Origin of the sequence: Rhodopirellula europaea 6C, assembly GCF_000338295.1 — a bacterium.
Taxonomy (GTDB): domain Bacteria; phylum Planctomycetota; class Planctomycetia; order Pirellulales; family Pirellulaceae; genus Rhodopirellula; species Rhodopirellula europaea.
The window spans coordinates 32,501-57,922 of the sequence record NZ_ANMO01000269.1 but is presented as its reverse complement, the minus strand read 5'-3'; the positions used below and the strand labels follow the sequence as shown (position 1 = coordinate 57,922).

Genomic DNA, 25,422 nt, shown 5'->3' with positions numbered 1-25,422 from the left:
TTCAGGAAATGAACGGTTCAGGTGCTCAAACAACCGAAATGGAGGGTGTGAATTGTTTGGACGATGAAGCCTTTTTTGAGCGATTTCGAGGCACCTCGATGGACCAAAACCAATCTGCACAGAACCTTCACATCGCGAGGGTCGTTCTTTGCGCCGGGTTCATCCTGGCGAGTTTTGGAATACAAACCGCGCAAGCTCAGGTGGACGATTGTTCTCCGTTGTTCGCGTGTGATTCTGTCGGGTGCGATTCGTTGTCCTGTGACTCCGCATTATGCTGCGGCGAAAACTGTTCGGGCGAGGACTGCCTGTGCAAATCGATCCGCAAAAGTTTGGCGGACAGCGGGATCACGTTTTCAAACAATTTGACCCAGTATTACTTTGGCACGGTCAGCGGCGGACTCGAAGAAACCGCTCGCTACGGAGGTCACGGCGATTACGTGGCCAACATGGATCTTGGAAAACTTGGCGTTCACGAAGGGTTGTTCCTAAAGCTGCGGGCTGAACATCGTTTTGGGCAAACCATCGGTGAGTCCGCGGGCGTGATTTTGCCGCCAACCTTGGCTGCTGATTTGCCAGTCGCGGATAGCGAAGGTTTGTATCTGACCAATGTGCTGTTCACGCAGTTCCTGTCAGAACGTTTCGCGGTTTACGCAGGCAAACTGGATACCCTTGACGGCGACGCGAATGCCTATGCGAGCGGACGTGGCATCACGCAGTTTTCCAACGTGGCATTCATTGCCAATCCGATTGTGTTGCGATCGGTTCCCTATTCTTCGCTGGGTTGCGGTTTCATCGTTTTGGGCGACGAAGGTGAACCAGCCTTCAACTTCCTCGTGATGAATCCAACCGACACGGCCGATTCCGATGGCTTTGATGAGTTGTTCGCTGATGGCGTGGTCGTGTCCGGGGAAATGCGAGTTGCGACCGATTGGTTGGGCACACCAGGTCACCAATTGATCGGTGCCTCGTGGAGCAGTCGTGACTATGTTTCGTTGGGACAAGACCCTCGGATCATTCTGCCCAACGTGGCGATCAACCGAGCATCGGATTCGTGGTCGGTGTACTGGAATACGGACCAAGCGTTGTGGGTCGACCCATGCGATTCGTCGCGGCACTGGGGCTACTTCGCTCGCGCGGGAATCGCCGACAGCGACACCAACCCAATCAGCTATCTGCTCAGCGCAGGTTTGGGCGGTGCGAGTCCGCTTCGTGATGGGGACTCGTTTGGTGTCGGGTATTACTACAGCGGAACCAGCGACGAGATCGGACCTTTGTTGGTCGGAGCCTTGGGCCCCATTGGCGACTCGCAGGGTGTGGAAGTCTTTTATCGCAGTCAGTTGACCGAGTCGATTTCGGTGACACCAGATTTTCAGTGGGTTGACCAAGCCCGTGAACAAGTCGCTGACGCGTACCTGTTAGGACTTCGGATGAACATTGCGTTCTGAGAACGAGCATCCGTTTTGCTTCCATCAGGCGATGGGATTCAGAGGCGGCAGGCAGTTCTGAGGAGCGTGGTTCCGACGTCCATGCTGTTGCAGGCTTTGTTCAAATGCGCGACGCAGTGTTTCGCCATTCCAGTTTAATACGGCTTGTGCTTTGGTCTCGGATGTCGGCTCGGTCCCGGAAGTTTGACCGTAGAGTCGACGATGTAGATCCAAGACGGACGCACTCAGTTCGTTTGAGAGATCAACGGTCTCGGGTTGCGTGTTAAGCCACTGGTTCCATGCGGTTTCAGCGACGCGAGCATCGTTTGTTCGGCAAGCTTGAATCAGCTTCCTGGCCGCGAAACGGTCGGGCGGGTTGAGTCGATGTTTGATCGATCGAAAGCCAACCGCGATTCGGTGGGACTGCGTTACGATGAGGATGGCCACGGCTCCGATGATGAAAGCTGCCCATGCGACGGGCGGCCAACTGGGATCCTGCACCGTTGCGAGTTGCGGTTGGGGAGCCGCCGCGACTTGATAAGTGGCCTCCGGCAAGGTTTTCGATCCATAGGATTCGTCGTCGGGGGTCCACCACACATACCGGATCGCGGGCAGTGTGAGTGTTCCGGAACCTTTGAATTGATAAGTCACCGTATCATGTCGTTCGCCCGAAAATTCACCGCGTTCGGTGTTGTCAGTGACTTGCGGTGATTTAACGTAAGCCTGGATGCCGTCAGGGACCTTTGTCGGCGGCGGTGCGAGAACCATCCCCGAGACTTGGTTGGCCTTCTGCGTGATGGTTCGGTGAATGACGTCGCCCTGCTTTGCCTCGCCCGGTGGCGGATCCCAAGTCTCTTGGACGTCGATTTCTTCAGCGGTTACCAGGAAAACGTTGGGGTCGTAATCAGGTGGTTGTTGAATCTCGACGGACACGTCGGAGGTTTGTTGTTTGTGGTCCGTGGCCGGTCCAGTGAAACCATCTCGGTTGGCGTAGCGAACTTCGAACGCGGGGATTTCGACTGTCCCGAAGGCTTGCGAGTACAACGCGAATTCGTGAGTTTGAACAAACCAAGAATCGTCGCCGACTTCTTCGGAGGAAACCACGGGCGTTCCGACTTGAAGGATCACCGCTCGAGAAATCTGTGGCAGGGAAAACGAAGTCGCACCCACAAACGAACCGGGCGCACGGACTTTGACGAAGAACGGTAGTCGTTGACCCACCCAGGCCTTGGGGTTGGGAATTTCGAGCGTAACCGGTTCTGGCGGATCGTCTGCGGCAACGGCATGGCAAGCAGTCGGTGCAAGTGTCAATGCTAGGGCGATTAACAAAACGTGCACAGAGGATGCAGGAAAAGCATGTTGCGATTGGAGTGTCACGGGGATTCTCCTTCGCTGGGTTTCGCTTCGGTCGGTTGGTCTTGAGTGTCCTTGTCGCGGTTGGCCATTTGGTAGCGAAACTTCGACTTCAGGAAATCGGCAGGCTTGGTTTGTACCTGCCTCAGCCAGACCGCTTGCACCGATGCATCGTTGACGGCTTGCTCTGCGGTGATGTCCGTGTCCTGGCCTTCGTTTTGCTTTTTTTTGTCTTTGTCGAACACGATCTCGTCAGCTCCAACGCGTTGGTCCCCGGCGTCGCCACCTTTGGACTCGGTCGCCTTCTTTCGAGCCTTCGCGAGGTCCAGGTTCTGCTGGGCCTCCGTCCAGTCCGGGCGTTGCTTCAAAGCGTCGTCATAGCTGGCAATCGCTTCGTCGTATTTTCCCTGCATCAGCCAGCAGTTGCCAAGATTGAATTTCGCGTCGGGACCGGATGCTCGTGAGAAGGATTGTGCGGCGGATTTGAATTCACCGGCGCGGTACCAAGCGACTCCCTGCCACATCGGATCGTCGAATGCGTTGGCCGCATCGGCGTATTGCTCCTTTTCCATTTGTCGTTGCCCGAGTTGGTCTGGTGTCCACCACCAGCTCGACCAACCGATCACGCCAAGAATGAGCCAAGTTTTCATTGGGAGACGTCCTCGGTGGAGGTGCGTTCGCGGCGAAATGACAACGCCACCATGGCGGCCAGCAACGGTGAGAACCAGTAGCCGGACTCTTGCCAGCGGTCGCTTTGTCCCGCGATGCCTGATGACGAACGTCGTTCCGCGTACTGCACGATCGATTGAATGTCTTGATCATCGACGGTCAGTGGAACCCGTGTGCCGCCCAACGATTTCGCGATGGCTTGCAGTGATGCGGTTTCTTGGGATTCCTCTGGCAGCAGACTCAATACTTGGATTGGTGGAGAGCCGATCGCCTGATGAGCCGCGGCGACTTGCTTGGGATCGACGCTGGCTTGGTTCGCGATGATCAACAATGTCGCACCGCCTTCATTGCGGTTGATCAAACGACCTGCTTCGGTGATCGCTTGGTCGAGTGCATCGCCCGCAACGGGCATGATCGCGGGACTGATCTCTGAGGCCATGTCGGCCACGACCGAGGTGTCTTCGGTCGGGGGCAACACGGTGTGAGCGGATCCGGAGTAGGCGATCAACCCCAGCGGGTCGCCTTGGCGTGTTTTGGCCAAGTCAGCGATCTTCAAAGTGGCTCGTTCAAGCGGTGTGGTCGTGAGTGCGGCTGACTCCATCGTCTCGTCCGCTTTCAACAAGATGATCAACGGTTGAGCGTCCTGGGCAAACGGATTGGCTTCCACTCGCCAAGTGGGCCCCGCGATTGCAACGATGCCGACCGTCCACCCAATCAATAACCAGGCGACCGTTGGGATTCGTTGCCACCAGTGTTGGGATTGTGGCCCATCGTGATGAGTCAAAGCATCAAGCAGATCGGAGTCGATTTGGTTCTTCCAACCTCGAAGCGGATCACGGCTGCGATGCCAAATCCACGCCAGACCAAAGGACACCGGAATCAGCAGCAGATACGCCGGACGAATGATGTGAAACGAGTTCCATGCATCGATCATGCTGCCACCTCCATCTCGCCAGTGACTGGATTGACCTGGATGCGACGGTCTTGCTCCGGTGGCGCCGTTTGTCTTCGGGCCCTCAAAGTTGCGATGGCTTTTTCCGACATAGAAAGCAGCAGTGCGACCACGAGTGGCCAGTAGTAGATATCGGTGCGCGGTCGGTGGCTGATGGTTTGTATGATCTGCGTTTCGATCTTGTCGAGCTCGTCATAAATGCCCGCCAAATGTTCTCGATCCGCGGCGAAAAAGTACTTGCCGCCGGTTTCGGAAGCGACTTCACGAAGGCTTTGTTCGTCCAGCTTGTCTTCGCCGACGGTCGTCGGATCGCCGATGGCAACCGTGTAGATTTTGATGTCTCGTTGAGTTGCGACGCGGGCGGCTTCGACCGGAGGGACTTTGCTTTTGGTGTCGTTGCCGTCGGTCAATGCGATGATCGTCTTGGCTCGTTCTGTGTCTTCGTCGAACAAATTGACGCCCAAGCCGATGGCATCACCAAACGCGGTTCGTGGCCCAGCCATTCCGACTTCGCATTCGCTAAGAAGTTCCTGCGATAGCTGCAGGTCAGTCGTGAATGGGGCCTGCAGGTAAGCGGCATCGCCAAAGACGACCAAGCCGACGCGATCACCTTTGCGTTTTGCCAGGAAGCCATCAAGTACTTCTTTGACCGCATCCAGACGCGAGACCTTTTGGCCGGCATCGTTCTTGAAGTCTTCCTGTGCCATCGAGCCCGACAAATCAACGAGCAGCAAAAGGTCGCGTGTCGGGATCTCTTTCGTGATGGGAGGTTCCAGCCATTGAGGTCGTGCGACCGCGGTCAACGCACAACTCCAGATGGCAACAGCCAGCACGCGTCGAGTCCAGCTTTGCGGTTGGGTGCTGTCGGAATGTTTGCCACCCAAGACTTGTTGCAAACGATCGCCGAAGGGAACTTGGACGGATACTTGATCGCGTTGCTTGGGCGGCAAGAAGAGTCGCACCAACCAAGGCAGAGGCAGAAGCAAGAAGCACCACGCGTAGGCAAGCGTCAGCATGATCGTTCCTGGCTGGTGGCGTTGGCGTCAGCAGAATTTGGCGAGGCGGATGAATGCTGGGTGATCCAGACGGCGGCGAACGCTCGCAGCTCATCCAACGATGGTGTGTCCGTGTCGCGGTAGGCTGCGGTCGCCAATTGCTCACGAACGATCGGCGAAATCGTTGACGTGGACTCGTGTGGAAGTTGCTGGAACAACCATTCGGGCCAGCGGTCGCCTGTCATTTGTGCGAGTTCGGATCGGGAATGGGTTTTCAATGCGGTGCGACGGAGTAGTCCCGAGATGGCACCGGCTGTGTTCGCGGATTCCAGTTCGTGAATCGCTTCACGGCGGTAGGCGTTCGATTTCCAAGTTCGCCAGTTTTTCCAAACCAGCCAGGTGATGGCGGCTAGCAACCCGGCTAGCAGGACATACCATCCCGGCGCGAGTGGCCACCACGAAACGGGAGCAGGAACGACGATGTCGTTCAGGCGATCAAGGCTGGTTGGGTCGCTGGTGTTCATCACGCTGTATTGCCAAAGAGAGCACGGACTTGTTCGGCAACGGGCCGCGCGGTGGAAAGCGGCATCAGCGGAATTTGCAACGATCGAAAGACACTTCGCCAATGCTTGAGGACTTTCCCGAACGCTTCTTGGAAGTCATCGGGGAAGGAAGCTCGATCGGGAAGTTCCCAAGTGCGTCCGCGGTGACTGGCCAGCATTCCAGGGGCACCAGTCAGGCGAATGCCGAGCGGATCGTAGACGGCGGTCACTAAAATGTCGTTGTGTGCCGCAATCCGAGTCACAAGGCGAGTGGTTTCTTCGTCTGCGCCGTCGAGGTCACTGATCAAGATCACCAAGTGGTCGTGGCGAGCGATTCGGGATGCATTTTCGAGAACGTGATTCAAGGTCACCGCCGAACTGGATGGCGGTGATGCGGACGATGCTGTCGGCACAGCCAGTTCTTGATTCAGTCGGACGATTTGATGCAGCAGGTTGAGCACGCGAGTCTGGCTGCGGTGAGGCCGAACTTCGGCGATTTCGGTGTCATTGAAGATCAGCCCACCGACTCGATCACCGCTGGCAAGTGAACGCCATGCACCGATCGCGGCCAACTCCGCCGCGGCGACGGATTTCATTGCTCGTTGGCTTCCAAAGAACATCGGCGTGCGTTGGTCGATCAGCAGCAAAACCGGGCGTTCGCGTTCTTCGCTGTAAACACGGATGTGTGGCGATCGCAGGCGAGCGGTCGCTTTCCAATCCATTTGACGAATGTCGTCGCCCTGTCGGTATTGGCGAAGCTCTTCAAAAGACAATCCGCGACCGCGAAGACGCGATGCGTGGCGTCCAGCTAGCAGGGAACCAACGGGTTGGCGCGGTTGGAGTGAGAACCCGCGCGCATCCGCTTTGCATTGAAGCAGATCTTGAAATGTGACAGTGACTCGGGCGGACATGGGCAGCCTTCGTTCAAAGCGGGCATTCGAAAGCAAACTCGATTCAGACTGGAACCACGTTCTCCAACAAAGCATCGATCACGTCGGTGCGAGTCACACCGGCGGCTTCGGCTTCGTAGGTCAGGTGGACTCGGTGAGCCAAACAGGCCGGAGCCATCGCACGGATGTTGTCGGGAGAAACGAAGTCTTGTCCGGCCAACCAAGCATGGGCTCGTGCCGCAGCATCCAGTGCCAGCGTTCCTCGAGGGCTGGCACCGAGCCGAATCCACTTGGGAAGATCGCCTTCGTAGCGATCCGGGTGACGTGTCGCCATGACCAAATCGACGATGTACTTTTCAGCCGATTCGGCGACATGGATGGTGCCAACTTCCTTCTGTGCGTCAAAGATCAATTGCTGCGAGATCGCCTCGGTTGCCGCGGAGATTGCACCGGTCTTTTCGCCGCGGACGAGTTTCAAAATCGATGCTTCGTCCGCGTCCTCGGGATAGTCCACTCGCACGTACAGCATAAAGCGATCCATTTGCGCCTCGGGCAGTGGGTAAGTCCCTTCCTGCTCGATCGGGTTCTGGGTCGCCAGCACCATGAACAGTTCCGGCAGCGTGTGCGTTTGCGATGCAACCGTGACCTGCCGTTCTTCCATTGCCTCCAACAGAGCCGATTGCACTTTGGCGGGGGCCCGGTTGATTTCGTCGGCCAAAATCAAGTTGCCGAAGATCGGTCCTTCTTGAAATTCAAATGTGCCATTTTGTTCGCGATAGATTTCTGATCCGGTGACGTCGGATGGCAGCAAGTCGGGCGTGAACTGAATGCGTCCGAATTGGCTGTCGACCAGTTTGGACAGCGTTTTGACGGAGCGAGTTTTTGCGGTGCCGGGCAAGCCTTCCATCAGGACATGACCTTTGGCCAGCAAGGCGACCAAAATTCGTTCCACCACAGGTTGCTGACCAATGACGGCCGCGTTCATCGCGTTGGAGATCTGCTCGATTGTTTCCCGCGGCGTCATGCAATTGTTCCAGTGGAGAAGAGGAAGGATTGGTTGTAATGGCCTCGCTTGCACATCGCAACGTCGTGGGGTGGACGCCATGGAAAACGGCCTCGACCCAGGATTGGGTTGAGGCCGTTGATGCAGAGTTTCGCGGCTCAGCGGATGAGTTTCAGCCGAGCCTGATCAACGAGAGCCGACCTAATTGCGTGGCGGAGAAACTTGTTCGAGTTTCTTGATCCACTCTTGGGCTTTCAACGTTTGATAGTTGATGCCGGCCGCGTTCAGGCTGGATCCCGATTGCCAGGGGTATTTCGGAATGGTCGCCATGAATTGTTGGATGTAGTTTTGCACGGGGACGAAGGTCCACATGTTGTCGGCGTACCAACGGAAGTACCCCAGCGTGCCTTCTTTCCACATTTTTTCATAAGGGTCGGCGCGAAGGTTGATGATCAATGGCCAGCCCGGGATTTCTCGCGTGCCGGTGGCGATGTTTCCGTTGACGGTCGCGAAGTGGATCTTCCAGTTCTGGACGCGAACCGCGTTCAGGTCACCGCCCTGTCCAAAGTAGTATATCTCTTTGCGGGGACCCTCTTCGGCGTCACCTTGGAAGTACGGCAAAAAGTTGTAGCCGTCCGGGTGAACTTTGAATTCTTTGCCGTTGGCTTTGTAGCCCTTCTTCATCTTTTCGACCAATTCAGGCTCACCCGTCGCGGCTGCGAAAGTGGGCATCCAATCTTCTTGCGAAATGATGTCGTTGTAGACCGTGCCAGGCTCGATCACGCCGGGCCATTTGACCAACAATGGGACGCGGAAACCGCCTTCCCAGGTTGTGCCTTTTTCGCCATGGAAAGGCGTGATGCCTCCATCGGGCCAACTGAATGTTTCAGCTCCGTTGTCGGTGCTGTAGACCACAATCGTGTTGTCTTCGATGCCGAGGTCTTTGATCTTCTGGAGCACTTTGCCGACATAGTCGTCATGCTCGACCATTCCGTCGGGATACAGCCCAATGCCGGTTCGGCCTTGCGATTCTTTCTTCAGGTGAGTCCACACGTGCATGCGTGTCGAGTTGTACCAAAGGAAAGCTGGCTTCTCTGACTTTGTTGCTCGTTCGAGGAAGTCCATGGCTTTGGTGTGGACTTCTTCGTCGATCGTTTCCATGCGTTTCTTGGTGAGCGGACCGGTGTCTTCCAAGCGACCATCGGCGAAGGAATGGATGACCCCGCGAGGTCCATACTTTTTCCGGAACTCAGGATCTTTTGGATAGTAGTAAGTTTCGGGTTCCTCTTCGGCATTGAGGTGATAGAGGTTGCCGAAGAATTCATCGAATCCGTGATTGGTGGGCAAGTGCTTGTCTCGGTCGCCCAGGTGGTTCTTTCCAAATTGGCCGGTGGTGTAACCTTGCTCTTTCAACACATCGGCGATGGTTGGGGTCCAATCGGGAATCCCGTGTTCACTCCCTGGCATTCCGATGGTCAGCAATCCAGTGCGGAATGGGTGCTGGCCAAGGATGAAGGAGGCTCGTCCAGCGGTGCAGCTTTGTTGAGCATAAGCATCGGTGAACATCGCGCCTTCTTTAGCGAGGCTATCGATGCTGGGCGTCTTGTAACCCATCACACCATGGTTGTAGGCGCTGATGTTGTGCACGCCGATGTCGTCACCCCAGATGACGACGATGTTGGGCTTGTCTTGGGCTTGCAGCGACAGTGCGGGCAGGACAGCTGCCGCTATGAGCACGAGTCTTGAAACAACGGACATCGGTTGGCTCCGAAAGAAGTCGGGACAGAGAAGGGTGCATTTGGCAACCCGCGTCATTCTTCGCGAATCACCCAGCTCGTTCAACTGGGTTCACTGAGATTTCATGCGAGGTGAGTTGTTTTTTCCAAGTCGATCGATTTGAACGCGCACGTTCGTCCTCGAGTCGGTGATGCGAAGTCCTGACGCTGTGGGAAAATACTGTTAAACGATATGGAATTGGGAATCCTTTTGTCGGTCTACGTAGGATCTCCACCCAGCAGGTTTTGTTTCGCATTCGTCGCCGGAACGCCAACGTTTGTGGTGCGACGTCATCTTTGAAAAGAGGTTGGCGGTTGCTGGCTCGATTTGGCGATACGTTTGAAGTGTCCGGTCCAAAGTCAATGCATTTGCTTTGAGGTTCGGGACAGAACGTCGCATCCGAATGACCACGCATGCCCATTCACGTCTTTGGAAGGCATAATGTTTTGACGCGAATCGTTTTTGCGGCGGCGCAATGGATTGGTTTATCGGACGTGTTGCTCGCATCGCAGTCGTATCGCGATCGATTTGAATGTAGAAAAAGAGATGCTCTACCCGATGTCACCCTTGGCAAATTGATCATCGGAATTGCAGACCAGCCGGATTGGCTGGCGGAAGCTCCCCACCAACGCCAAGCAAACGAAGTGAATCGATGGAACAGTTTCGAGGTTTATGGCGTGACACGAAAATCGTCTGGATGATTTTTGTATCGATCATTTTCGCGTTTGCGTTCTTTATTTCCTGGTACTACCTGCTACTGCTGCCGTGCCTGCCGGTGTCGTTCGTGTACTTTGCGTTCATTCGATACGACGATGAAGGCAACGAGCGAGGTGACTTCACCTGAGTAAATTCGGACGCTTGTTGCCGCGTTGGATCTCGCGTAGAAGGAGAGGAGTTCGGAACTCTCACGCGGGATAAGTGCAATGAAAACGGTTCAGCGAGTCATTCGGGACGTACCGCAACACTGGGTGGGCGACGGTTTCCCGGTTCGAAGTTTGTTCTCGTACGTCGGTAGGAACGAGTTCGATCCGTTTTTGTTACTGGACTATGCCGGGCCGCATGACTTTGCACCCGACGAAGCGAAACGCGGTGTGGGTGAACATCCACATCGTGGTTTCGAGACCGTGACGATTCTCTACCAGGGTGAACTCGAGCACCGAGATTCCAGTGGCAGCCGAGGTGCAATTGGCCCCGGCGATGTGCAGTGGATGACGGCGGCCTCTGGCGTCGTACACGAAGAATTCCACAGTCGTCGATTCGCGAACGAAGGCGGGACTTTGGAGATGGTTCAGCTATGGGTGAACCTGCGATCGACCGACAAGACCGCACCGCCGAAGTATCAAGATCTGCGTGACGACCAGTTCCCTCGAGTTGTGTTGCCAGACGATGCGGGAACGGTTCGTGTGATTGCGGGCGAACTTGGTGATGCAAAGGGGCCGGCCAGTACGTTCTCGCCCATCAACTTGTGGGATGTTCAGCTCACCGGCAAAGCAGCGACAACGCTGACGGTTCCCTCTGGACACACGTGCGTTGTGATCGTTCAAAGAGGAAAGGTCCAAGTCAACGAAAGTTCAATCCAAGCGGTTGAGCTAGCGTTGTTGGAACGCTCTGGCGACTCAGTGGTTTTGGAAGCGAAGTCTGAATCCCGCGTCTTGTTGATGACCGGCGAGCCACTTGGCGAGCCCGTTGTGGGGCAGGGGCCATTCGTGATGAACACTCGCGAAGAAATCCGCGCCGCCATCGCCGACTACCAAGCGGGGAAAATGGGCCGCTTGGACTGAATGACTTACTTTGCTAGCGGGCTGTTGATTTAATGAGCCGCACCGCGTTAGCGGCGGTTAGTCAGACGCCAACCGGGGCTAACGCCCATCGGCTAATTGTTGTCACTCGGTATACGACTAAATCAACAGGCTGCTAGGGGGATTTTCGCCGAATCTCTGCCAGTCGTTGTTTGGCGAGAATGTCTTCCATGACTTCCAGTTCGGTGTAGTACATCGCACTGGGGTCGATGCCCTGGTCGTCGAGCCATCTTAAGTGCTGCCGCATCTTGGGCTGACGAGCATAAGCGGGAAGAATCACCAACCAAACGATCGAAAGCAAGGAAACTATCCCGACTAACGCGCCAACACGGCAGGAGCTTTTTCGGAAGCTATGGTCATGGTCGCTCATGGCGTTACCGTGTCAGCGAAGACAACTTTGAACATCAAGTACGCCATCACCAATGTCAAAATAAGGTTGAGTGATTGACCACAGACGTAAAGGACAAGCGGTTTGCCACCTTTGAGTTGCGGCAGTAGTTGCCGGAAGTTGGTTTCCAAACCAATGCTGACAAACGCGAGGCAAAAGAACCATCCACGAAGCGTTTTGGTGGAGCCGCCGATCATTGCGTTGATGAGTTCCGGGCCGTTGGTCAGGGAGGAGTAGAGAAACGAAAACAGGATCGACATCGCGACGAATCCGAGTACAAACTTAGGAAAACGGTACCAGATTTCAGAGATTCCGATCTTCGGTCCCGAGGCATCTCTTTCGACAAATGTGACCCAGTAAATGGCGACGCAAAATGCGGTCACGCCGATCAAAATATTCTGAATCATCTTCACCGTGGCGGCGACTTCGAGGGCTTCGTCGCCCAGCACAGCGCCAGCGGCAGCGACCGCGCCGGTCGAGTCAATTGTCCCGCCTAACCACGCGCCTCCAAGGATGGGGTCGAAGCCCAGTGCGGTGATCACTGCAGGCATTACCGCCATCATGATGACGGTGAACCCGAGCGACAAACCAATCGAAAGCGACAGTTCTTCCTTCTTGGCTTTGCAGGCCGCCGCTGTTGCGATCGCGGCAGAGACACCGCAGACGGACATGTCGGCGGAGATCACCATGTTAAGTGATTTCGATTGGATCTTCAGGACCTTTTGGCCGAACCAGTACGTCGTGATCAAAACAACTGGCGTGACCAGCCAGGCCACGAACACACCGGGCAGACCGAGTGCCAGCAAACGGCTCATCAGCACCTCGGCACCAAGCAAGACCAATCCAGTTTTGATGTAGAACTCCGTCGAGATTGCAGGACGAAGAAAGTCTGGTGTTCCGACGGTGTTGCTGATGATCAATCCGACTAGCAACGCCCAAAGGGCATATTCGAGGTTGTAGGCCTTGACCACGCTTTGGCCGGACATCCAGTAAGCAAGCGTGGCAAGCAAGAACACAAACGGGAATGCCGTCAGAAATGCCGATGCAGATTTTCCTCTTGTTTGATTTGCGAAGGCGAAAAGTGCCGCGATAACCAGAAAGACACCGAGGGTACCCGTCCAAGTCGATGAGATGGCATCCAGTGGGTTGTCGGTCCATTTGCCCGGTTTCGAGAGAAACGGCTTGAGAGGACTGGTGTATTCGTAAGACTCCTCTTTCGTCTCCACGGCATCCTCAGCAACGGCTTCCGTTTCGGATGCGAGATCTGACGCTGATAAGGTTTCCGTTGTGTCGTCGGATACTGTGCCTTCCGACGTTGAGACGCCTGCTCCTTCCATCAATTTGGGCGTCTCGCTGATTGGTTTGTTCACCGTTTCCGCGGCAGCCTCGGTGACGTCGTCGTTTGCTCGGGAAGCGGCAAGGAGTTCGCTGAGGTTATCCGGTTGGCCAAACCAAACTACTGCGAATGAGATGGCGAGCAGCAGGCCGGCGCACCAGATCGCCCACCAGTCCTCACTGGTGCTCATGTCTCGCCACAGACTTGGTCGGCTTGGTGGAGTCGCGACGTTCGAGTTGTCGTCACCGCGGGCAGTGTCGGTCGGGTCCGGGGTGGGGGATGTGGAGTTCATGGGGGAGTGCAAGACAGCAGGCGGGTTAGGATGAACGAGGCAGGAGGGAAATGAAGTCTGACGGCAAGCCAATCAGGGCATGCTTGTGCAGGGAGAGCGGTCGCATGTCGCAGCTGTACCAAAATTTGCTCCAACCGGGGCTCGATTCGATACCACGGGTTGGAATGTTATTGCGGTGGATATCTTCACCGCTCCGGGACAGCATCAGCATTTTCCGGCTTCTACGACAATCCTACCAACTGAACCCGTCGATCGTGAACAAGAACTCGATGTGGGACGCTCCATAGAACATCGTGAGTGCATGCCGCGAATCAACTGATTGTCACTGCTGCTTCACTGGTTTTCACGAGCAGCCAAGACGGCCTCCGGTGTAGCGGTCTTGATCGCCAAGGATCGTCGACCAACGGTGGCGATGGACAGCAACAAAGCGATCAGGCCGCAAACACCCAATGCGCCAATCAAAATATCGGACACGCTTCGATCGATGATCATGCCAATGGTCCAAACCCAGTTGGTGATTTGCCACGCCGAATAGTCGTATTGGCGATAGTCGTTCAGGTGCAGTCCAATCGCGTAGGGAACCAGTGCGGCAAGGACGGCGACAACGATGAAGGCGGCCAAGCCAATTTCGACTCGCGGGTTGTTGTTGATTCGCACCAATGCGACGATCCATCGAACACAGAACAGAAAGATGACAAGGTACGACGTGTAGGCAATTACCAAGTGATAAAGGGATGTCATCGCACCGCCCGGCATCGGTCCCACAACTGATTCGGCTCGGTAGGCAGCGGCCAGCAACAAGGTTGCAACAAGGATCGAGCCCAAGCTGGCGAATACCAAACCTGTTGCGGGCCCGGGCGTCAGAAACGTGAGCGTCAACCGGCTGAGGAAGTTGCCGGGTAGTTCCCGTTGGATTCGCGGCGTCAGGCTGCTGGATTCTGCCGCCATCATGGCCCCGGCTCCGGTCCAGACTCCTGCCAGAATCATCGCAACCGGAAACCACAGAATCATTCCTTCTTGGGAATCGCCTGGGTTCCACTCCATCGTGAAGGTTGCCAACCCGATCAAGGTCGCGGTGAGAACTAAGATCGACCAGCGAATTCCACTGGATCGATTTTCGCTTTCGGGAGTGAGCTGCGCGGCGGTGGTTGTCAGCAGCAGATGGCTGAAGCAAATCGCGGTGAGCAGGCTGCCGACCAAAAGGAATGACGTCCAGCCCGCGTCCAAAGGATTGCCATAGAGAATCAGTGCCACCGCACCGGCACCAACCAAGTACTCGCAAAGCATTAGCACCATCAACACTACGAGCAGTGTTGAGATGCGTCCGGTGCGACCGCGAGCGAGCGGTGCAAACGACAAGGCGACGACGGTTAGCAGCAAACCGCTGGCGATCAGCATCGCCATGATCAATCCCACCGTCGGCAAGTCGATGCCGCGCAGGGTGTAAGCGTAAGCCACGCAAGGAAACAGCGTGATCAGGTACAGCATCATTTGCAGCGAAGCGCTGGCTAGTTTGCCCATCACGATTTGCCAGGCACTCAGCGAGGTGATTGAAAGCAGTTCTAGCGTCCCGTCATCGATTTCTGCTTCGAGAGATCGGTAGGCTGCTAGCGGGACAATCAACAGCATCGGCACGGCAAGCACGAAGTAGTAGCCGATCAACAACCGAGGTGCCGACGGCGACGTGTAGATCTGGGGCATCAGCATCAGACTGCCGATCACAGTCCAAGCAAACGCGGCGACCAACAGCACCGAGAACGTGACAACGAACTGCCGGCTCTTGAGTGCTTGGCGAGTTTCTTTGATCAGAATCGGATTGAGTTTGTCGCCCGTCCGAGCGGCCCACTCATCCAAACGCAGCAACCACGACGCGGAGTTCTCGCGGAGGGATGCACTCGGTTCCGATATTGATGCGGTGCTCATGCGATGTTCAATCGAAGAAAAGGACAGTTTGCGTCCTGAATGATACCGGGTTTTGCTCCGTCGCGAGGTGGTTCACGCCGATGCTCCCTCGTTCAGCACACCGCTCGCGAGAAGGGTAAGATGAAGGTGGTCGTCAATTTGGGTTGCTTCCCCGTCCTTCCGCAACGAGATCACCATGTCCGATTCGCCTGATCCACTCGTTTCTGAAAATCCCTACGCCGAAACGGCGCCAGTTGAGGCGCAAGTGGTGGGACAGAGCGGTTTCAATTCTGGGTGCGTGATCGCTCCTCTCTTAGGGCTCGCGTTTGTGGGATTGCTTGTCTGCGGCGGCATCGTGGTGGGAATCACGCTTCCTGCGGTGCAGGCAGCACGTGAGGCGGCTCGGCGAATGAGTTGCAGCAATAACATGAAGCAGATCGGGCTGGCGTTGCACAATTATCATGCCGCTTACAATCAATTGCCGCCCGCGTACACGGTCGATGAAAATGGCAACAAACTGCACAGTTGGCGAGTGGCGATTCTGCCTTTCATGGGGCAGAACGCTTTGTATCAGCAGATTGATTTGTCCAAACCTTGGGACGCACCTGAGAACACGGTGGTGGCATCGACCGCGGTGTCTGCCTATGCCTGTCCTTCCAAGGTGGGCGATCCGTTGATGACCTCCTACGTTGCAGTTGTGGAACCTTCGGGCATGTTCGAGGGGGCGGTCTCAACCAAGTTCGGTCAGGCGACCGATGGTTTGGCCAGCACCATCTTGTTTGTCGAAACCGAACATCAAAATGAGGTTCATTGGATGAGCCCCGAAGACATCGATATGCAAACTTTGCTGGAACTTTCTGAAGACGATTCTCACCAGGGCGGAGGACACATTGTTTTTGGCGACGGTGCCGTCAAGTTCATCACCAATTCCATCGAAGTTGGTCTCTTGGAAGCATTGGTAACCAAGGACGGAGGCGAGGATATTGTTGGCCGGTGACGGTCTCCGTCAGTTGGTTCGCGTGATTCGCCAGCACCGGTGAATGCGTCGATTGCGGAAGTCTTCTGGCACGGTTTGCCGGCTGATTTCGTGGACTTTGGCACCCGGGAAAGCGGATTCGTCCATTTGGAATTGTCGGAAATTGGTTGAGAAGTAAACGACACCGTCTCGAGCGATGTGTTTGAGAGTTTGCTGAATCAGATCCTTGTAATCGTCTTGCACGACCCAATCTTTTTGGGTGCGTTTGCTGTTACTGAAGGTGGGAGGATCGACGACGGCTACATCGAAAACTGCGGTGGCGGGAAGGTTTTTGATAAACGTCATCGCGTCCTCAGCAATGTATTCGTGCGAGTCGCTTTCGAAACCGTTCAGACGCATGTTTTCTTTCGCCCAAGTCAAATACGTGTTCGACAAATCCACCGTGGTCGTGGATGCGGCCGCACCATCAGCGGCATAAACCGTGAACGAGCCCGTGTAGGCGAACAGATTGAGGAATCGTTTGCCGGCGACTTCATCACGAACCATCGATCGGGTGATGCGGTGATCGAGAAACAAACCGGTGTCGATGTAGTCCGACAAGTTGACCTGGAATTTCAAGCCGCCTTCTTTGGCTTCGATCTGGTAGTGTCGGCTCGCCACGGTTTCGTGCTGGGCCGTTCCGCGTTGGCGTTTGCGTTGTTTGAAGAAGACCTTGGAACGTGGCACGTCCAGTGTCTTTGCGGCGACCTTGACCATGTGTTCCAGCCACACGGTGTGTTCATCGTCGCTGCGATCGTGGGGACGTTCGAATTCACCAATGTGCAAATGGTCTTCGTATCGATCGACAACCAAAGGCACCTCGGGGACATCGCGTTCGTAAAGCCGGAAGCACGTGATGTCTTGTTTCGTGGGCCAACGACGAAGGTGTTTGGCACGTTTGCGAAGTCTCGCGGCGAACTCCTCGCTCTGTCGAGCGGTGACCTCGGGCGAGGGCAGGGGAGTGACAGGTTTGGGCGGGGTAAAGAAGTCGCTCATTGAACCAATCCCTCGGTGACCTGCAGGAAGACATCCTCGAGGCTTTTCTTGTGAGCGGCAACTTCGGCGATCAGGAAACCTTGTCCGATCAACCAAGCGACCAAATTGGCTTGATCGCGAACGTCGCCTTCGAATTCAAAGCGTACTAGTTCGCCATCAACGACGACTTGGGATGCGGGCGGCAAGGATTGTTCGTCGGTTTCGGAAGACTGATTTTCGACGGGAACGCCGTTTGATTTGGAAGAGTGTTCGGCCAGGTGGTTGCGAATCAGATCGGCGGCGTCGTTTGCACGTTCGAGCACTCGCAGTGTGAGTTCGCGGTGTTGCGCTCGTTGACGTTGGATGTCTTCAACGCTGCCCGTCGCCAGCAGTTGACCTTGTTCGATGATGCCGACACTGTCACACATCTCTGCGAGTTCCGTCAGGATGTGGCTGCTGATCAAAACGGTTTTGCCGCGATTGGCCAATTGGCGAATCATTTGTCGCAGCTGAATCCGGGCTCGCGGATCCAATCCGGCCGCGGGCTCATCCAAAATCAAAACGGCGGGGTCGTGGACCAGGGCTCGTCCGAGACACAGGCGTTGCTTCATGCCTTTGCTCAAGCCACGAATTGGTTTGTCTTTCATGCCCATCGTGCCGGTGAATTCCAGCACTTCACGCAAACGTCGTGTGCGATCACGGCCGGTCAAACCGTAGGCTCGAGCGAAGAAGTCCAGGTACTCTTCACAGTTGACGTCGCGATAAGTGCCAAAGCTGTCGGGCATGAAACCGAGCCGGCTGCGGACCAATTCGGGATCATTGACGACCGAAAATCCGTCGACAAACGCATCGCCAAAACTGGGCAAATCCAACGTCGCGAGGATTCGCATCGATGTTGTTTTGCCGGCACCGTTGGGGCCGATGTAGCCAAACACATGTCCTCGGCGAACCGAGAACGAGATGTCATGGACCGCATGGGTTTTGCCAAAATAGCGATGCAATCGGCGGAGTTCGATGCAATCCGCTGTGCCCGCGTGGACTCCGGCTGAGACCTGGTTGCTGCTCGCCGTGCCGGTCGGTTGAGCCGCCGATTGGGATTCTTGCGAAGTCGTGCTCATGGCAGGTCTCCCATCACGAAGTGGATGCTGTTTTCAATGGAGACGCCATCGATGGCGGGGACGTCGTCGGACAAATCAGCCAGGGCGATGTAGGAGCGATTGGGCAACGACTTACCTAGCTGCATGCGTTGTTGAAGCTCATGCTCAAAAACGCCGTCGGAAGGCGCGGACGTCATCGCGAGCGTCGATCGAACTTTGTTGATGACATCGAAGGTTTCGTCCATCATGCGACGTCGCATTTGTCGATCCGCCGTCTCGGATCGACGGTTCGTTTTTGAGCTCACCAACCATTGGCGTTTGTACCAGTCCCCCATCAACTTCGAAGCTTCGAGTTTGGTCAGCAACTTGGCACGCGCAGTTTCGCCTGAACCAACGTTTTCGGCCACAAAAAAGAGTCCGTCTTGATCGCGGACCAAGACCCCCTGCAAGTTCAGCTCGCAATCGTTTTTCACTTCCACGCTGACTCGCTTAACGGCTTCTGGTTCAGATTCCATGATGCGGACCGTGCCAAATTGGTCGCGGGGTTGTTCGACCACGAACTGGCGTTGTTGACGACTGGGAAGCAAGCGACTCGACAAACGAATTTCGTCCTCGGTGACGTTGACTTTCCCGCGTGGATCGAATCGCTGCTGGATTCGGTCTTCCCAGCTGGTTTCCTCATTGTCCAAAAGCAGCGTTACCGATGCGTCGCCTGGGAACCGCAAGCCGTTGGAAGGTCGGATGCCAGCGAAGTAGGTCGAGCGCGTCCGGGACATTGCGTCGCCGTCGGCGTTGACCCAAGTGATTTGTCGGGCTCGCAATCGAGTGCCAAAACCGTCGGCGATGATTCCGTATCCCATCATTGCGACGGTCGTGGCGACGGCGAGCACGGGGGCGATCAAGAACATCAGGTAACTGCGTCCGCTCTTGGTTGTTTTGCGGTAAGCCACCGGTCCGACCAAGACAACAAATAGTCCCAGGAATCCCATGAAGGTGTAAACCGGAGGTTGGGAGACGCCCGGGATCATCCATTCGAAGAACCGCTGGGTACCAACCATGGGATCGACGCCGCGGCGGAGTGTACGGTAGGCATGGAAACCAAGGATGTTTTTTGTGGTTCGCCAATCCAAGGTGCTGAGGGGGGCATTGTCTTCGTGAGCGGGCAATTGGACGAGAAGTCCTGCCTCGAATGGGAACACCCTCATGCCTTTCTCTGTGCCCAGCCGAGTGGCTTTGGCATTGCCTCCAAAGGCATCGGCGAATGAGCGGCGAAATTTTTCGATGGCATCTATGCCTTGCATAGGCGACTCGTCGACTGCGTTGGCTTGTCGGTTGGCCGCATACATCCGATTCCAGTTGTTCGACATTTCTGCTGCACTGGTGCGAAGCATTTGCAAAGCGGAGTTGGCGAAAGCGTCGATGGTGGCCGCATTCATGGTCGACGTGGAAACGCTAATCTCTTGAGTGTCGTTCATTTCGCCAGGCTCAGTTCCACGGATCAGCACCACGCCGCCGCCACGAACCCACCGTGTGAATGATTTCCACCACGCTGGTTGTTCAGACTGGAATCTCAAGTAGTCCTGCCGGTGAATCACCACTGCGTCAAACGGCAGCCACGATCGCCAATCGAGAGGCAGTTCATTAGGAGTGTGTGCTTGGACAGCAACAAACGGTTCGTTGACTCGCCCGTCTTCATTGACCCGGAGCTGTTCGGGTTGAAAAACGTCGGCGTCCCACTGCATGTCGAAGGTTGATTCAACGAGAGATTGCAGGGATGGTTCGCGTGCATTCGGGTCTTTGTCAGAGTCGATCCAGATCAGCCGCCATCGAAGTTCGTCTCGGAGACCGTCGGCGACCGCCCGGTAATCCCGGACCGGACTGCCGATTTCGTTGGGGACTTGGCTGATGGATTGTCCATTTTCCAGAATCCAAACTTCGTAGGCGTCTCCGTAAGAAGTTTTGGGGACGTGCCGGACGATTGTTTGTTGGGTGGTTTGTTCGGGGATTTGGAATGGAAGCTCCACTTCCAGTGCAGATTGCGGTGGGCTGTGCCCGTCTGCGCGGGGACTCAGCAGCAAAGTGAAGTTGTGATCTGCCGTCGTCGGCCCCCCTGTCGATGCGAACTCAATTTCAACTCGCTGGGTTTCCGGGATGTCCGGGGCGGAAACACGAACCATGATTTGGTACCCCAGTCGATTGACTCGACCGCGGGGGAAAGTTGCGAGGTTGGATCCGTCAAACTGCCAAAAACTTTGCGAACCAGCGTCGCTTTGTGCAGAGGAGCGTGTTGAGGCAGTTCCGACCAGCAACACCGCGATTGTGAAACAGAAAGCAAGCTTCGAGCGGTTCATAGTTCTCTCTCCCGAGGCTTGAGCAACTGCGGCGGCAATTCGTCTTTGGCGAACGGGCTGCCTTGGCGAGATTGGTCGACGCGCCCGATCGTCAATCGAGCGACCAACCACGAAACCAGAAAAGCGCCGGCGGCCATCGCGAAAAAAAGAACAAAGACACCTACGAAGGCGAGAGTGGCCTTTGCAAAGACGGCCCCGTTGCCCGCCGCTCGCGTGATCGCGGCAAGGATGGCGGCCAACGCCGTGATTGCCATCATCATTCGGAACGAGACACGAGGCAGCACACGGCTGCGAATGACCGGTTGAATGGACGGCGTGGGCGTGATGATCGGTTCAGGGGCAGGCATGCGTTCGATCAAACAGAGACAAGATCAATCAGGACGATGAGTTTCGAAAGTCGATTGCGGGTCGTGCTTGCCCGCTTTTCGATTCTCGACCACCTGATGATACAGTGTCTCTTGAACCCGCATGGGGGCTTCGTTCTTTCGTGGCTTCAAACGCTGGTAACTCCCGTCCGGTTGCATCCGCCACGCGTTTTGATTGTCGCGGAAATACAGCTGCAGTGTTTCCCGAAGGCGTTTGCGGGCAGCGGGATCGATCACGGGCACAAGCAATTCGACTCGGCGGTCCAAGTTGCGAGGCATCCAGTCCGCACTGCTGATGAACATCTCGTGATCGCCACCGTGGCGGAAATAGAACGTTCGTGCGTGTTCCAAGAACCGGTCGACGATCGAAACGACCTCAATCGTTTCGCTCATTCCCGGGACGCCCGGTCGCAAACAGCAAACGCCACGGACGTTCAAGCGAATCTTCACGCCCGCTTGGCTGGCCAAGTACAACGCGTCGATGACCTCGGTGTCCACCAACGCGTTCATCTTGGCGATGATCTCGCCCTTCTGGCCCTGCCGGCAACGTTCGGTCTCACCTTGGATCAAATCCAGGATTTGGCGACGCAGCGTCAGCGGCGCCATGCCGAGTTGTTGAAGTGGTTGCGGTTGGCTGGCTCCCGTGACGGCGTTGAAGAACATCGTCGCGTCGGTTCCAAGGATCTCATCGCAGGTCAGCACCGAGATGTCACCGTACAAGTTGGCGGTGACCTCGTTGTAGTTGCCGGTTCCGAAGTGGACGTATCGCACCAAACCCTGAGGTTCGCGACGAACGATGATGCAAACTTTCGCGTGCGTTTTTAATCCACGAATGCCGTAGATGACCTGCACGCCGGCCTGTTCCATTTCGCGAGCCCATTCAATGTTGCGGGCTTCGTCGAATCGGGCTTTCAGCTCCACAATCGCGGTGACATATTTTCCTCGCTCGGCAGCTCGCATCAGTGCAGCAACGATTGGGCTGTTGCGGCTGGTCCGATACAGGATCTGCTTGACGGCCAGAACATCCGGGTCCACCGAGGCTTCTTCCAACAATCGGACCACCGGATCAAAGGACTCGTACGGATGCATCAGCATGATGTCTCCGTCCGAGATCGATGTGAACATGGATTCGGCGGGATCGATTCTTGGGCTGCGTTGCGGAGGCCATTCATCGTCGCGAAGGGTGTTCATTCCCTTCAGGCCGTGAAGCGCAAACAAGTACGTCAGGTCCAGAGGACCGTCGATGTCAAAAACGAATTGAGGATCGACGTTGAAGCTGTTGATCAGGTAGTCGCGAATCTCTGAATTCGCGTTCGCGTCGATCTCCAACCGAACAACATCGGACAGACGTCGGCTCTCGAGGACTTCTTCCATGCCGCCGAGCAAGTCGCCCGCGCCGTCTTCGCGAAGTTCAATGTCGGCATTGCGAGTGATGCGGAACGGTTTGCACTGAATCACTTCGCGACCGGGGAAGAACTCGTCAACGAAGTGTGAGACCAGGTCTTCCAGCAACGCGTAGGAGTAGCCCGACTCGATGGGCGACGCATCATCGCTTTCTTTGGGAGCCGCGCCCTTCTCAATCGGCGGCTTTTCGATCGGAAGCGGAATCACACGCCCAAGCGTGCGGCCGAGTGGGATCACCGCGAATTGGGTATCGGGTTCGGTTTGATCTGCACCGTCTTCCAAAGCCGAAGAGGTTTCAGAATTGGACTGGTGGTTGGCCGAGTTGGTGGGCCGCTTGAGATTCGACGGGACTCGATCGTCCAATGAGTCGGTCGGTGGTGGGGTCTGTTGCGGACCGATCTCATCGCCCGGACGCAATTGCACGCATAAGTGGATTCCCAAACCAGGCAGCATGGGGAAGCGTCGGTCGTGAAGTGCTTGTGGTGAAAGCACCGCCAGCACGTCGCCGCGAAAATGGCGTTCGGCGGCGGCGAGCAATCGATCGCTGCATTCGGCCGGATCGATTTGATTGATTTTGTGTTCGCCCAGCAACGGTAGCAACTCGTTTCGCAGCAATTGGTATTGCCGGTCGACGTGTCCTTGGCAGCGTTTCGAAATCGCCTGCAATTGCTCTGTCGCGGTTCGACCGGACGGGTCGCGTCGTCCACCTCCGCTCACCGCCTGCAGTTTTAAACTGCCAACGCGGACCATCATGAACTCGTCGAGATTCGAACTGGTGATCGCCAGGAATTTGGCTCGTTCCAGAAGTCTTACCGACGGATCATCCCCCTGATCCAATACGCGAGCGTTGAATTCCAGCCATGCCAACTCGCGGTTGATGAACCGAGGTGCGTCAGCAGCCGCGGATTCCACTTGGCGTCGCGACACGGTTTTGGTGCTTTTCTGAGGGCGTTTGCCGACGGACTGAGAGGGGGCAGGATCGTGGGACAACGTCAAACTCGCGAAGGAACTGGAGGAGACTGAATGGCGATGGGGATAGCGAACGTGTTCAAGCGGACTGTCGAGTCGGTCGGGACCGCGTCAGAAGTCAGCTCGGGCGACTGTTCTTCTTCGGTAACGCTTTCAAGAGCGGTCTCGGGAGCTGACTCCGGTGGCCAAGGCTTGCCCAGAAGAATATTGATCGCCTTGGGGTAAAAGTCTTTTCCGTAGGTCAACTCACCGCCTTGGTGACCCACTGCACCGACCATGCCGGCGACAACCAGCAATCCGATTTTCCAGACGTTTGTCAGACGTTGGCGTCCCGCTTCATCGTCACTTTGAAGCGATTTCAAAGCAATGATTGCGAAGATGGTTGATAGGACCGTCACGATGATGGCCGACCAGCGATGCCAAAACAGTTCGGAATCGAAGTTGACCTTTGTCCAAGAGCCGTAGCCTTTTTCGACTGAGAAGGACCAACCCATCATCGTTGCAACGATCGCCGTGGCTGCACCGAGCAGCAGACAAACCAATGGGACTTGTGTACCGAGTGCGGGCCACTTCCAACCCAGCACGACGAACAACCCGCCGACCAAGAACAGGGCGATGGGGAAGTGGACGGTTGCCGGGTGAAGGAATCCTTGGAACGACCAGACCCGAGCCAGCAGTCCCGCGTCGGTTGGGTCGATACCTTTGCGGATGCCATCGGCCAACTCAATCGGTTGGCCCGAGCCATCCAGATCGGGCTGAACGACGTTCGCTTCATCCGGCCAATTGGCACCTTCTTCGATCCAGATTCGAATCAATGCCAGTTCCGCCGGCGCAAGTGGTCCGCCATGACTGCGAGGTGGCATCAACATGTCGTCGTCTTCGCTGATCAAGTAGTCGATGTACATCGAGCTCGATTCGAGATCCTCTCCGTAAACGTAGCTGAACACGGTGTCGCGATCGTCGACGCGAAAATCAGCCTTCGCCTCTTCGGCTCCGTGGCATTCCAAGCAGTGTTCTCGGAAGATCGGGGCAATGTCCCGTTCAAAATCGACGACCAAGCCTTCTTCGTCGACCGGCATCCGAATCACGTTTGTTTCAGCATCATCTGCGGCGTTGGAGCTGCCGGGGTGCAGCAGCGAGCACAGCAAGGTCAGTAGAAACACGCCGCAAAAGGCAAACTGCCGTCTGGTTTGGGCTGTGTTCCAGCGAGAATGAGATTCGGGCATCGGCGGCAAGGGAGAATAGATAGGCATGATCGGAAGCAGACTGAGGGGCGGGACTCATTTGAAATGAGCGAAGGAGGGATGCCCATTGTACCGGCGAACGAGTGCCCGCCAAACCAGGATCGAAACCCATTTATCGGGTGCGAGCAGTCTCCTTCGGGAAATGCGCCGGTTCGCACGAACGAGCTGATCGGCGGTGGATTGCTGTCCTGGGCCCGGTTTCTCGCCCTCGGGTGACGTGGACAGACAAGCGTATAGAGAAACGCCATGGTAGATCGAGGCGGTGGTTGAGCACCCGGGAGTTGAGTTCACTGTGTGGTGCCGTGTTTCAGTGCGATGCCTCCTTTTCGGGGCCCAGCGAGCTTTCGCCCAACAAGGTCGAGTCCAGCGAGTCATCGTGCCGGTCAACGGTTTGGGGGCGAGCTGCCGGAGGCTCGATCGCGATTTGTCCCGCACCCCGGTCTGGCGTGGCCCGTCGGAGAACCGTATCGCTGCTTTCCCTGTCCCTTCGCGGCGTTCAGGCCGCTTGCATCGTCGTTAAGCTTGCCGCCGATTCGGTGGTTACATCACCGAGAAGTAGTTGTCGCAGGCGAAGTCAAAGTACTCCTTTTTGAGCTCCACTTCGAGGTTGTTGTAGAGGCAGTAGTTGCGAACCTGGAGCAGCAAATCTCGTGGTTGGCAGTTGCGGAAGGGACGATCGAC

22 protein-coding genes (1 of these 22 running past the window's edge) are annotated in these 25,422 nt (G+C 56.1%); 4 read left to right on the top strand and 18 right to left on the bottom strand.

Features of this window, described 5'->3' with window-relative positions:
* Positions 1-8 precede the first annotated feature (8 nt).
* Complete coding sequence (locus tag RE6C_RS28465) at positions 9-1,445, top strand: carbohydrate porin (RefSeq protein WP_039963745.1); 1,437 nt, start codon at positions 9-11, stop codon at positions 1,443-1,445.
* Between the two features lie 24 nt (positions 1,446-1,469).
* Here RE6C_RS28465 and RE6C_RS28460 read toward each other — a convergent pair whose 3' ends face one another.
* The 8 genes from RE6C_RS28460 to RE6C_RS28425 form a co-directional block, all read right to left on the bottom strand.
* Complete coding sequence (locus RE6C_RS28460) at positions 1,470-2,801, bottom strand: BatD family protein (RefSeq protein ID WP_039963743.1); 1,332 nt, start codon at positions 2,799-2,801, stop codon at positions 1,470-1,472.
* Positions 2,798-3,427 (bottom strand): tetratricopeptide repeat protein, encoded by a 630-nt coding sequence (locus RE6C_RS28455; protein ID WP_008662370.1) that lies wholly within the window; start codon positions 3,425-3,427, stop codon positions 2,798-2,800. The genes RE6C_RS28460 and RE6C_RS28455 overlap by 4 nt, the downstream gene beginning before the upstream one ends.
* A complete protein-coding gene (locus tag RE6C_RS28450) occupies positions 3,424-4,380 on the bottom strand; it encodes a vWA domain-containing protein (RefSeq protein WP_008662369.1) in 957 nt (318 codons plus the stop codon). Before RE6C_RS28450 ends, RE6C_RS28455 begins: the two co-directional genes overlap by 4 nt.
* Positions 4,377-5,414 carry a vWA domain-containing protein gene (locus RE6C_RS28445; RefSeq protein ID WP_008662368.1) on the bottom strand — a complete coding sequence of 346 codons (1,038 nt, stop codon included), beginning with the start codon at positions 5,412-5,414 and terminating at the stop codon, positions 4,377-4,379. The genes RE6C_RS28450 and RE6C_RS28445 overlap by 4 nt, the downstream gene beginning before the upstream one ends.
* Positions 5,408-5,917: a DUF4381 domain-containing protein gene (locus RE6C_RS28440; protein ID WP_008662366.1), complete on the bottom strand. Its 510-nt coding sequence runs from the start codon at positions 5,915-5,917 to the stop codon at positions 5,408-5,410. The genes RE6C_RS28445 and RE6C_RS28440 overlap by 7 nt, the downstream gene beginning before the upstream one ends.
* The gene (locus RE6C_RS28435) at positions 5,917-6,846 is read right to left on the bottom strand and encodes a DUF58 domain-containing protein (protein WP_008662364.1); all 930 of its coding nucleotides are present in this window, start codon (positions 6,844-6,846) and stop codon (positions 5,917-5,919) included. Before RE6C_RS28435 ends, RE6C_RS28440 begins: the two co-directional genes overlap by 1 nt.
* Before the next feature lie 43 nt (positions 6,847-6,889).
* Entirely contained in the window at positions 6,890-7,849 is a 960-nt protein-coding gene (locus tag RE6C_RS28430; RefSeq protein WP_008662362.1) for an AAA family ATPase, read from the bottom strand.
* Positions 7,850-8,029: 180 nt separating this feature from the next.
* Positions 8,030-9,565 (bottom strand): arylsulfatase, encoded by a 1,536-nt coding sequence (locus RE6C_RS28425; protein ID WP_008662358.1) that lies wholly within the window; start codon positions 9,563-9,565, stop codon positions 8,030-8,032.
* Positions 9,566-10,256: 691 nt separating this feature from the next.
* On the opposite strand from RE6C_RS28425, the gene RE6C_RS28410 reads away from it, so the two are divergent.
* A complete protein-coding gene (locus RE6C_RS28410; protein WP_039963739.1) occupies positions 10,257-10,448 on the top strand; it encodes a hypothetical protein in 192 nt (63 codons plus the stop codon).
* Between the two features lie 79 nt (positions 10,449-10,527).
* Complete coding sequence (locus RE6C_RS28405; protein ID WP_008662348.1) at positions 10,528-11,385, top strand: pirin family protein; 858 nt, start codon at positions 10,528-10,530, stop codon at positions 11,383-11,385.
* A gap of 133 nt (positions 11,386-11,518) precedes the next feature.
* Here RE6C_RS28405 and RE6C_RS28400 read toward each other — a convergent pair whose 3' ends face one another.
* The 3 genes from RE6C_RS28400 to RE6C_RS28390 all read right to left on the bottom strand — a co-directional run bounded on the left by RE6C_RS28400 (position 11,519) and on the right by RE6C_RS28390 (position 15,342).
* Entirely contained in the window at positions 11,519-11,704 is a 186-nt protein-coding gene (locus RE6C_RS28400; protein WP_008662345.1) for a hypothetical protein, read from the bottom strand.
* Positions 11,705-11,769: 65 nt separating this feature from the next.
* Positions 11,770-13,419, bottom strand: coding sequence for a YeiH family protein (locus RE6C_RS28395; RefSeq protein ID WP_008662343.1), 1,650 nt, complete (start codon positions 13,417-13,419; stop codon positions 11,770-11,772).
* A 333-nt stretch (positions 13,420-13,752) separates the two neighbouring features.
* Entirely contained in the window at positions 13,753-15,342 is a 1,590-nt protein-coding gene (locus RE6C_RS28390) for an ABC transporter permease (RefSeq protein ID WP_008662341.1), read from the bottom strand.
* 175 nt (positions 15,343-15,517) lie between these two features.
* On the opposite strand from RE6C_RS28390, the gene RE6C_RS28385 reads away from it, so the two are divergent.
* Positions 15,518-16,318 (top strand): DUF1559 domain-containing protein, encoded by an 801-nt coding sequence (locus RE6C_RS28385; RefSeq protein ID WP_008662339.1) that lies wholly within the window; start codon positions 15,518-15,520, stop codon positions 16,316-16,318.
* Positions 16,319-16,327: 9 nt separating this feature from the next.
* On the opposite strand, the gene RE6C_RS28380 is transcribed toward RE6C_RS28385, so the two are convergent.
* From RE6C_RS28380 to RE6C_RS28350, 7 genes are all read right to left on the bottom strand, one after another.
* A complete protein-coding gene (locus RE6C_RS28380) occupies positions 16,328-17,332 on the bottom strand; it encodes a class I SAM-dependent methyltransferase (RefSeq protein ID WP_008662337.1) in 1,005 nt (334 codons plus the stop codon).
* Positions 17,329-18,429, bottom strand: a complete 1,101-nt coding sequence (locus RE6C_RS28375; protein ID WP_008662335.1) for an ABC transporter ATP-binding protein — start codon at positions 18,427-18,429, stop codon at positions 17,329-17,331. Before RE6C_RS28375 ends, RE6C_RS28380 begins: the two co-directional genes overlap by 4 nt.
* On the bottom strand, positions 18,426-20,759 hold the full coding sequence (locus RE6C_RS28370; protein ID WP_008662334.1) for a hypothetical protein: 2,334 nt from the start codon (positions 20,757-20,759) through the stop codon (positions 18,426-18,428). The genes RE6C_RS28375 and RE6C_RS28370 overlap by 4 nt, the downstream gene beginning before the upstream one ends.
* Entirely contained in the window at positions 20,756-21,118 is a 363-nt protein-coding gene (locus RE6C_RS28365) for a hypothetical protein (RefSeq protein WP_008662332.1), read from the bottom strand. The genes RE6C_RS28370 and RE6C_RS28365 overlap by 4 nt, the downstream gene beginning before the upstream one ends.
* A gap of 12 nt (positions 21,119-21,130) precedes the next feature.
* Entirely contained in the window at positions 21,131-23,518 is a 2,388-nt protein-coding gene (gene ppk1 / locus RE6C_RS28360; RefSeq protein WP_236618591.1) for a polyphosphate kinase 1, read from the bottom strand.
* A 2-nt stretch (positions 23,519-23,520) separates the two neighbouring features.
* Positions 23,521-24,723 (bottom strand): c-type cytochrome domain-containing protein, encoded by a 1,203-nt coding sequence (locus tag RE6C_RS28355; protein ID WP_008662328.1) that lies wholly within the window; start codon positions 24,721-24,723, stop codon positions 23,521-23,523.
* A gap of 558 nt (positions 24,724-25,281) precedes the next feature.
* Positions 25,282-25,422 carry the 3' end of a DUF8689 domain-containing protein gene (locus RE6C_RS28350; protein WP_236618590.1) on the bottom strand. 1,524 nt of this gene lie beyond the right edge of the window, so only the last 141 of its 1,665 coding nucleotides appear in the window; its start codon lies beyond the right edge, outside the window; its stop codon occupies positions 25,282-25,284.

What these genes read in the sequence shown, in the direction of transcription:
- RE6C_RS28465 (WP_039963745.1), top strand. Translation starts at nt 9, where the DNA reads ATGAACGGTTCAGGTGCTCAAACAACCGAAATGGAGGGTGTGAATTGT.
- RE6C_RS28455 (WP_008662370.1), bottom strand. Translation starts at nt 3,427, where the DNA reads ATGAAAACTTGGCTCATTCTTGGCGTGATCGGTTGGTCGAGCTGGTGG.
- RE6C_RS28450 (WP_008662369.1), bottom strand. Translation starts at nt 4,380, where the DNA reads ATGATCGATGCATGGAACTCGTTTCACATCATTCGTCCGGCGTATCTG.
- RE6C_RS28445 (WP_008662368.1), bottom strand. Translation starts at nt 5,414, where the DNA reads ATGCTGACGCTTGCCTACGCGTGGTGCTTCTTGCTTCTGCCTCTGCCT.
- RE6C_RS28440 (WP_008662366.1), bottom strand. Translation starts at nt 5,917, where the DNA reads ATGAACACCAGCGACCCAACCAGCCTTGATCGCCTGAACGACATCGTC.
- RE6C_RS28435 (WP_008662364.1), bottom strand. Translation starts at nt 6,846, where the DNA reads ATGTCCGCCCGAGTCACTGTCACATTTCAAGATCTGCTTCAATGCAAA.
- RE6C_RS28430 (WP_008662362.1), bottom strand. Translation starts at nt 7,849, where the DNA reads ATGACGCCGCGGGAAACAATCGAGCAGATCTCCAACGCGATGAACGCG.
- RE6C_RS28410 (WP_039963739.1), top strand. Translation starts at nt 10,257, where the DNA reads ATGGAACAGTTTCGAGGTTTATGGCGTGACACGAAAATCGTCTGGATG.
- RE6C_RS28405 (WP_008662348.1), top strand. Translation starts at nt 10,528, where the DNA reads ATGAAAACGGTTCAGCGAGTCATTCGGGACGTACCGCAACACTGGGTG.
- RE6C_RS28395 (WP_008662343.1), bottom strand. Translation starts at nt 13,419, where the DNA reads ATGAACTCCACATCCCCCACCCCGGACCCGACCGACACTGCCCGCGGT.
- RE6C_RS28390 (WP_008662341.1), bottom strand. Translation starts at nt 15,342, where the DNA reads ATGAGCACCGCATCAATATCGGAACCGAGTGCATCCCTCCGCGAGAAC.
- RE6C_RS28385 (WP_008662339.1), top strand. Translation starts at nt 15,518, where the DNA reads ATGTCCGATTCGCCTGATCCACTCGTTTCTGAAAATCCCTACGCCGAA.
- RE6C_RS28380 (WP_008662337.1), bottom strand. Translation starts at nt 17,332, where the DNA reads ATGAGCGACTTCTTTACCCCGCCCAAACCTGTCACTCCCCTGCCCTCG.
- RE6C_RS28375 (WP_008662335.1), bottom strand. Translation starts at nt 18,429, where the DNA reads ATGAGCACGACTTCGCAAGAATCCCAATCGGCGGCTCAACCGACCGGC.
- RE6C_RS28370 (WP_008662334.1), bottom strand. Translation starts at nt 20,759, where the DNA reads ATGAACCGCTCGAAGCTTGCTTTCTGTTTCACAATCGCGGTGTTGCTG.
- RE6C_RS28355 (WP_008662328.1), bottom strand. Translation starts at nt 24,723, where the DNA reads ATGCCCGAATCTCATTCTCGCTGGAACACAGCCCAAACCAGACGGCAG.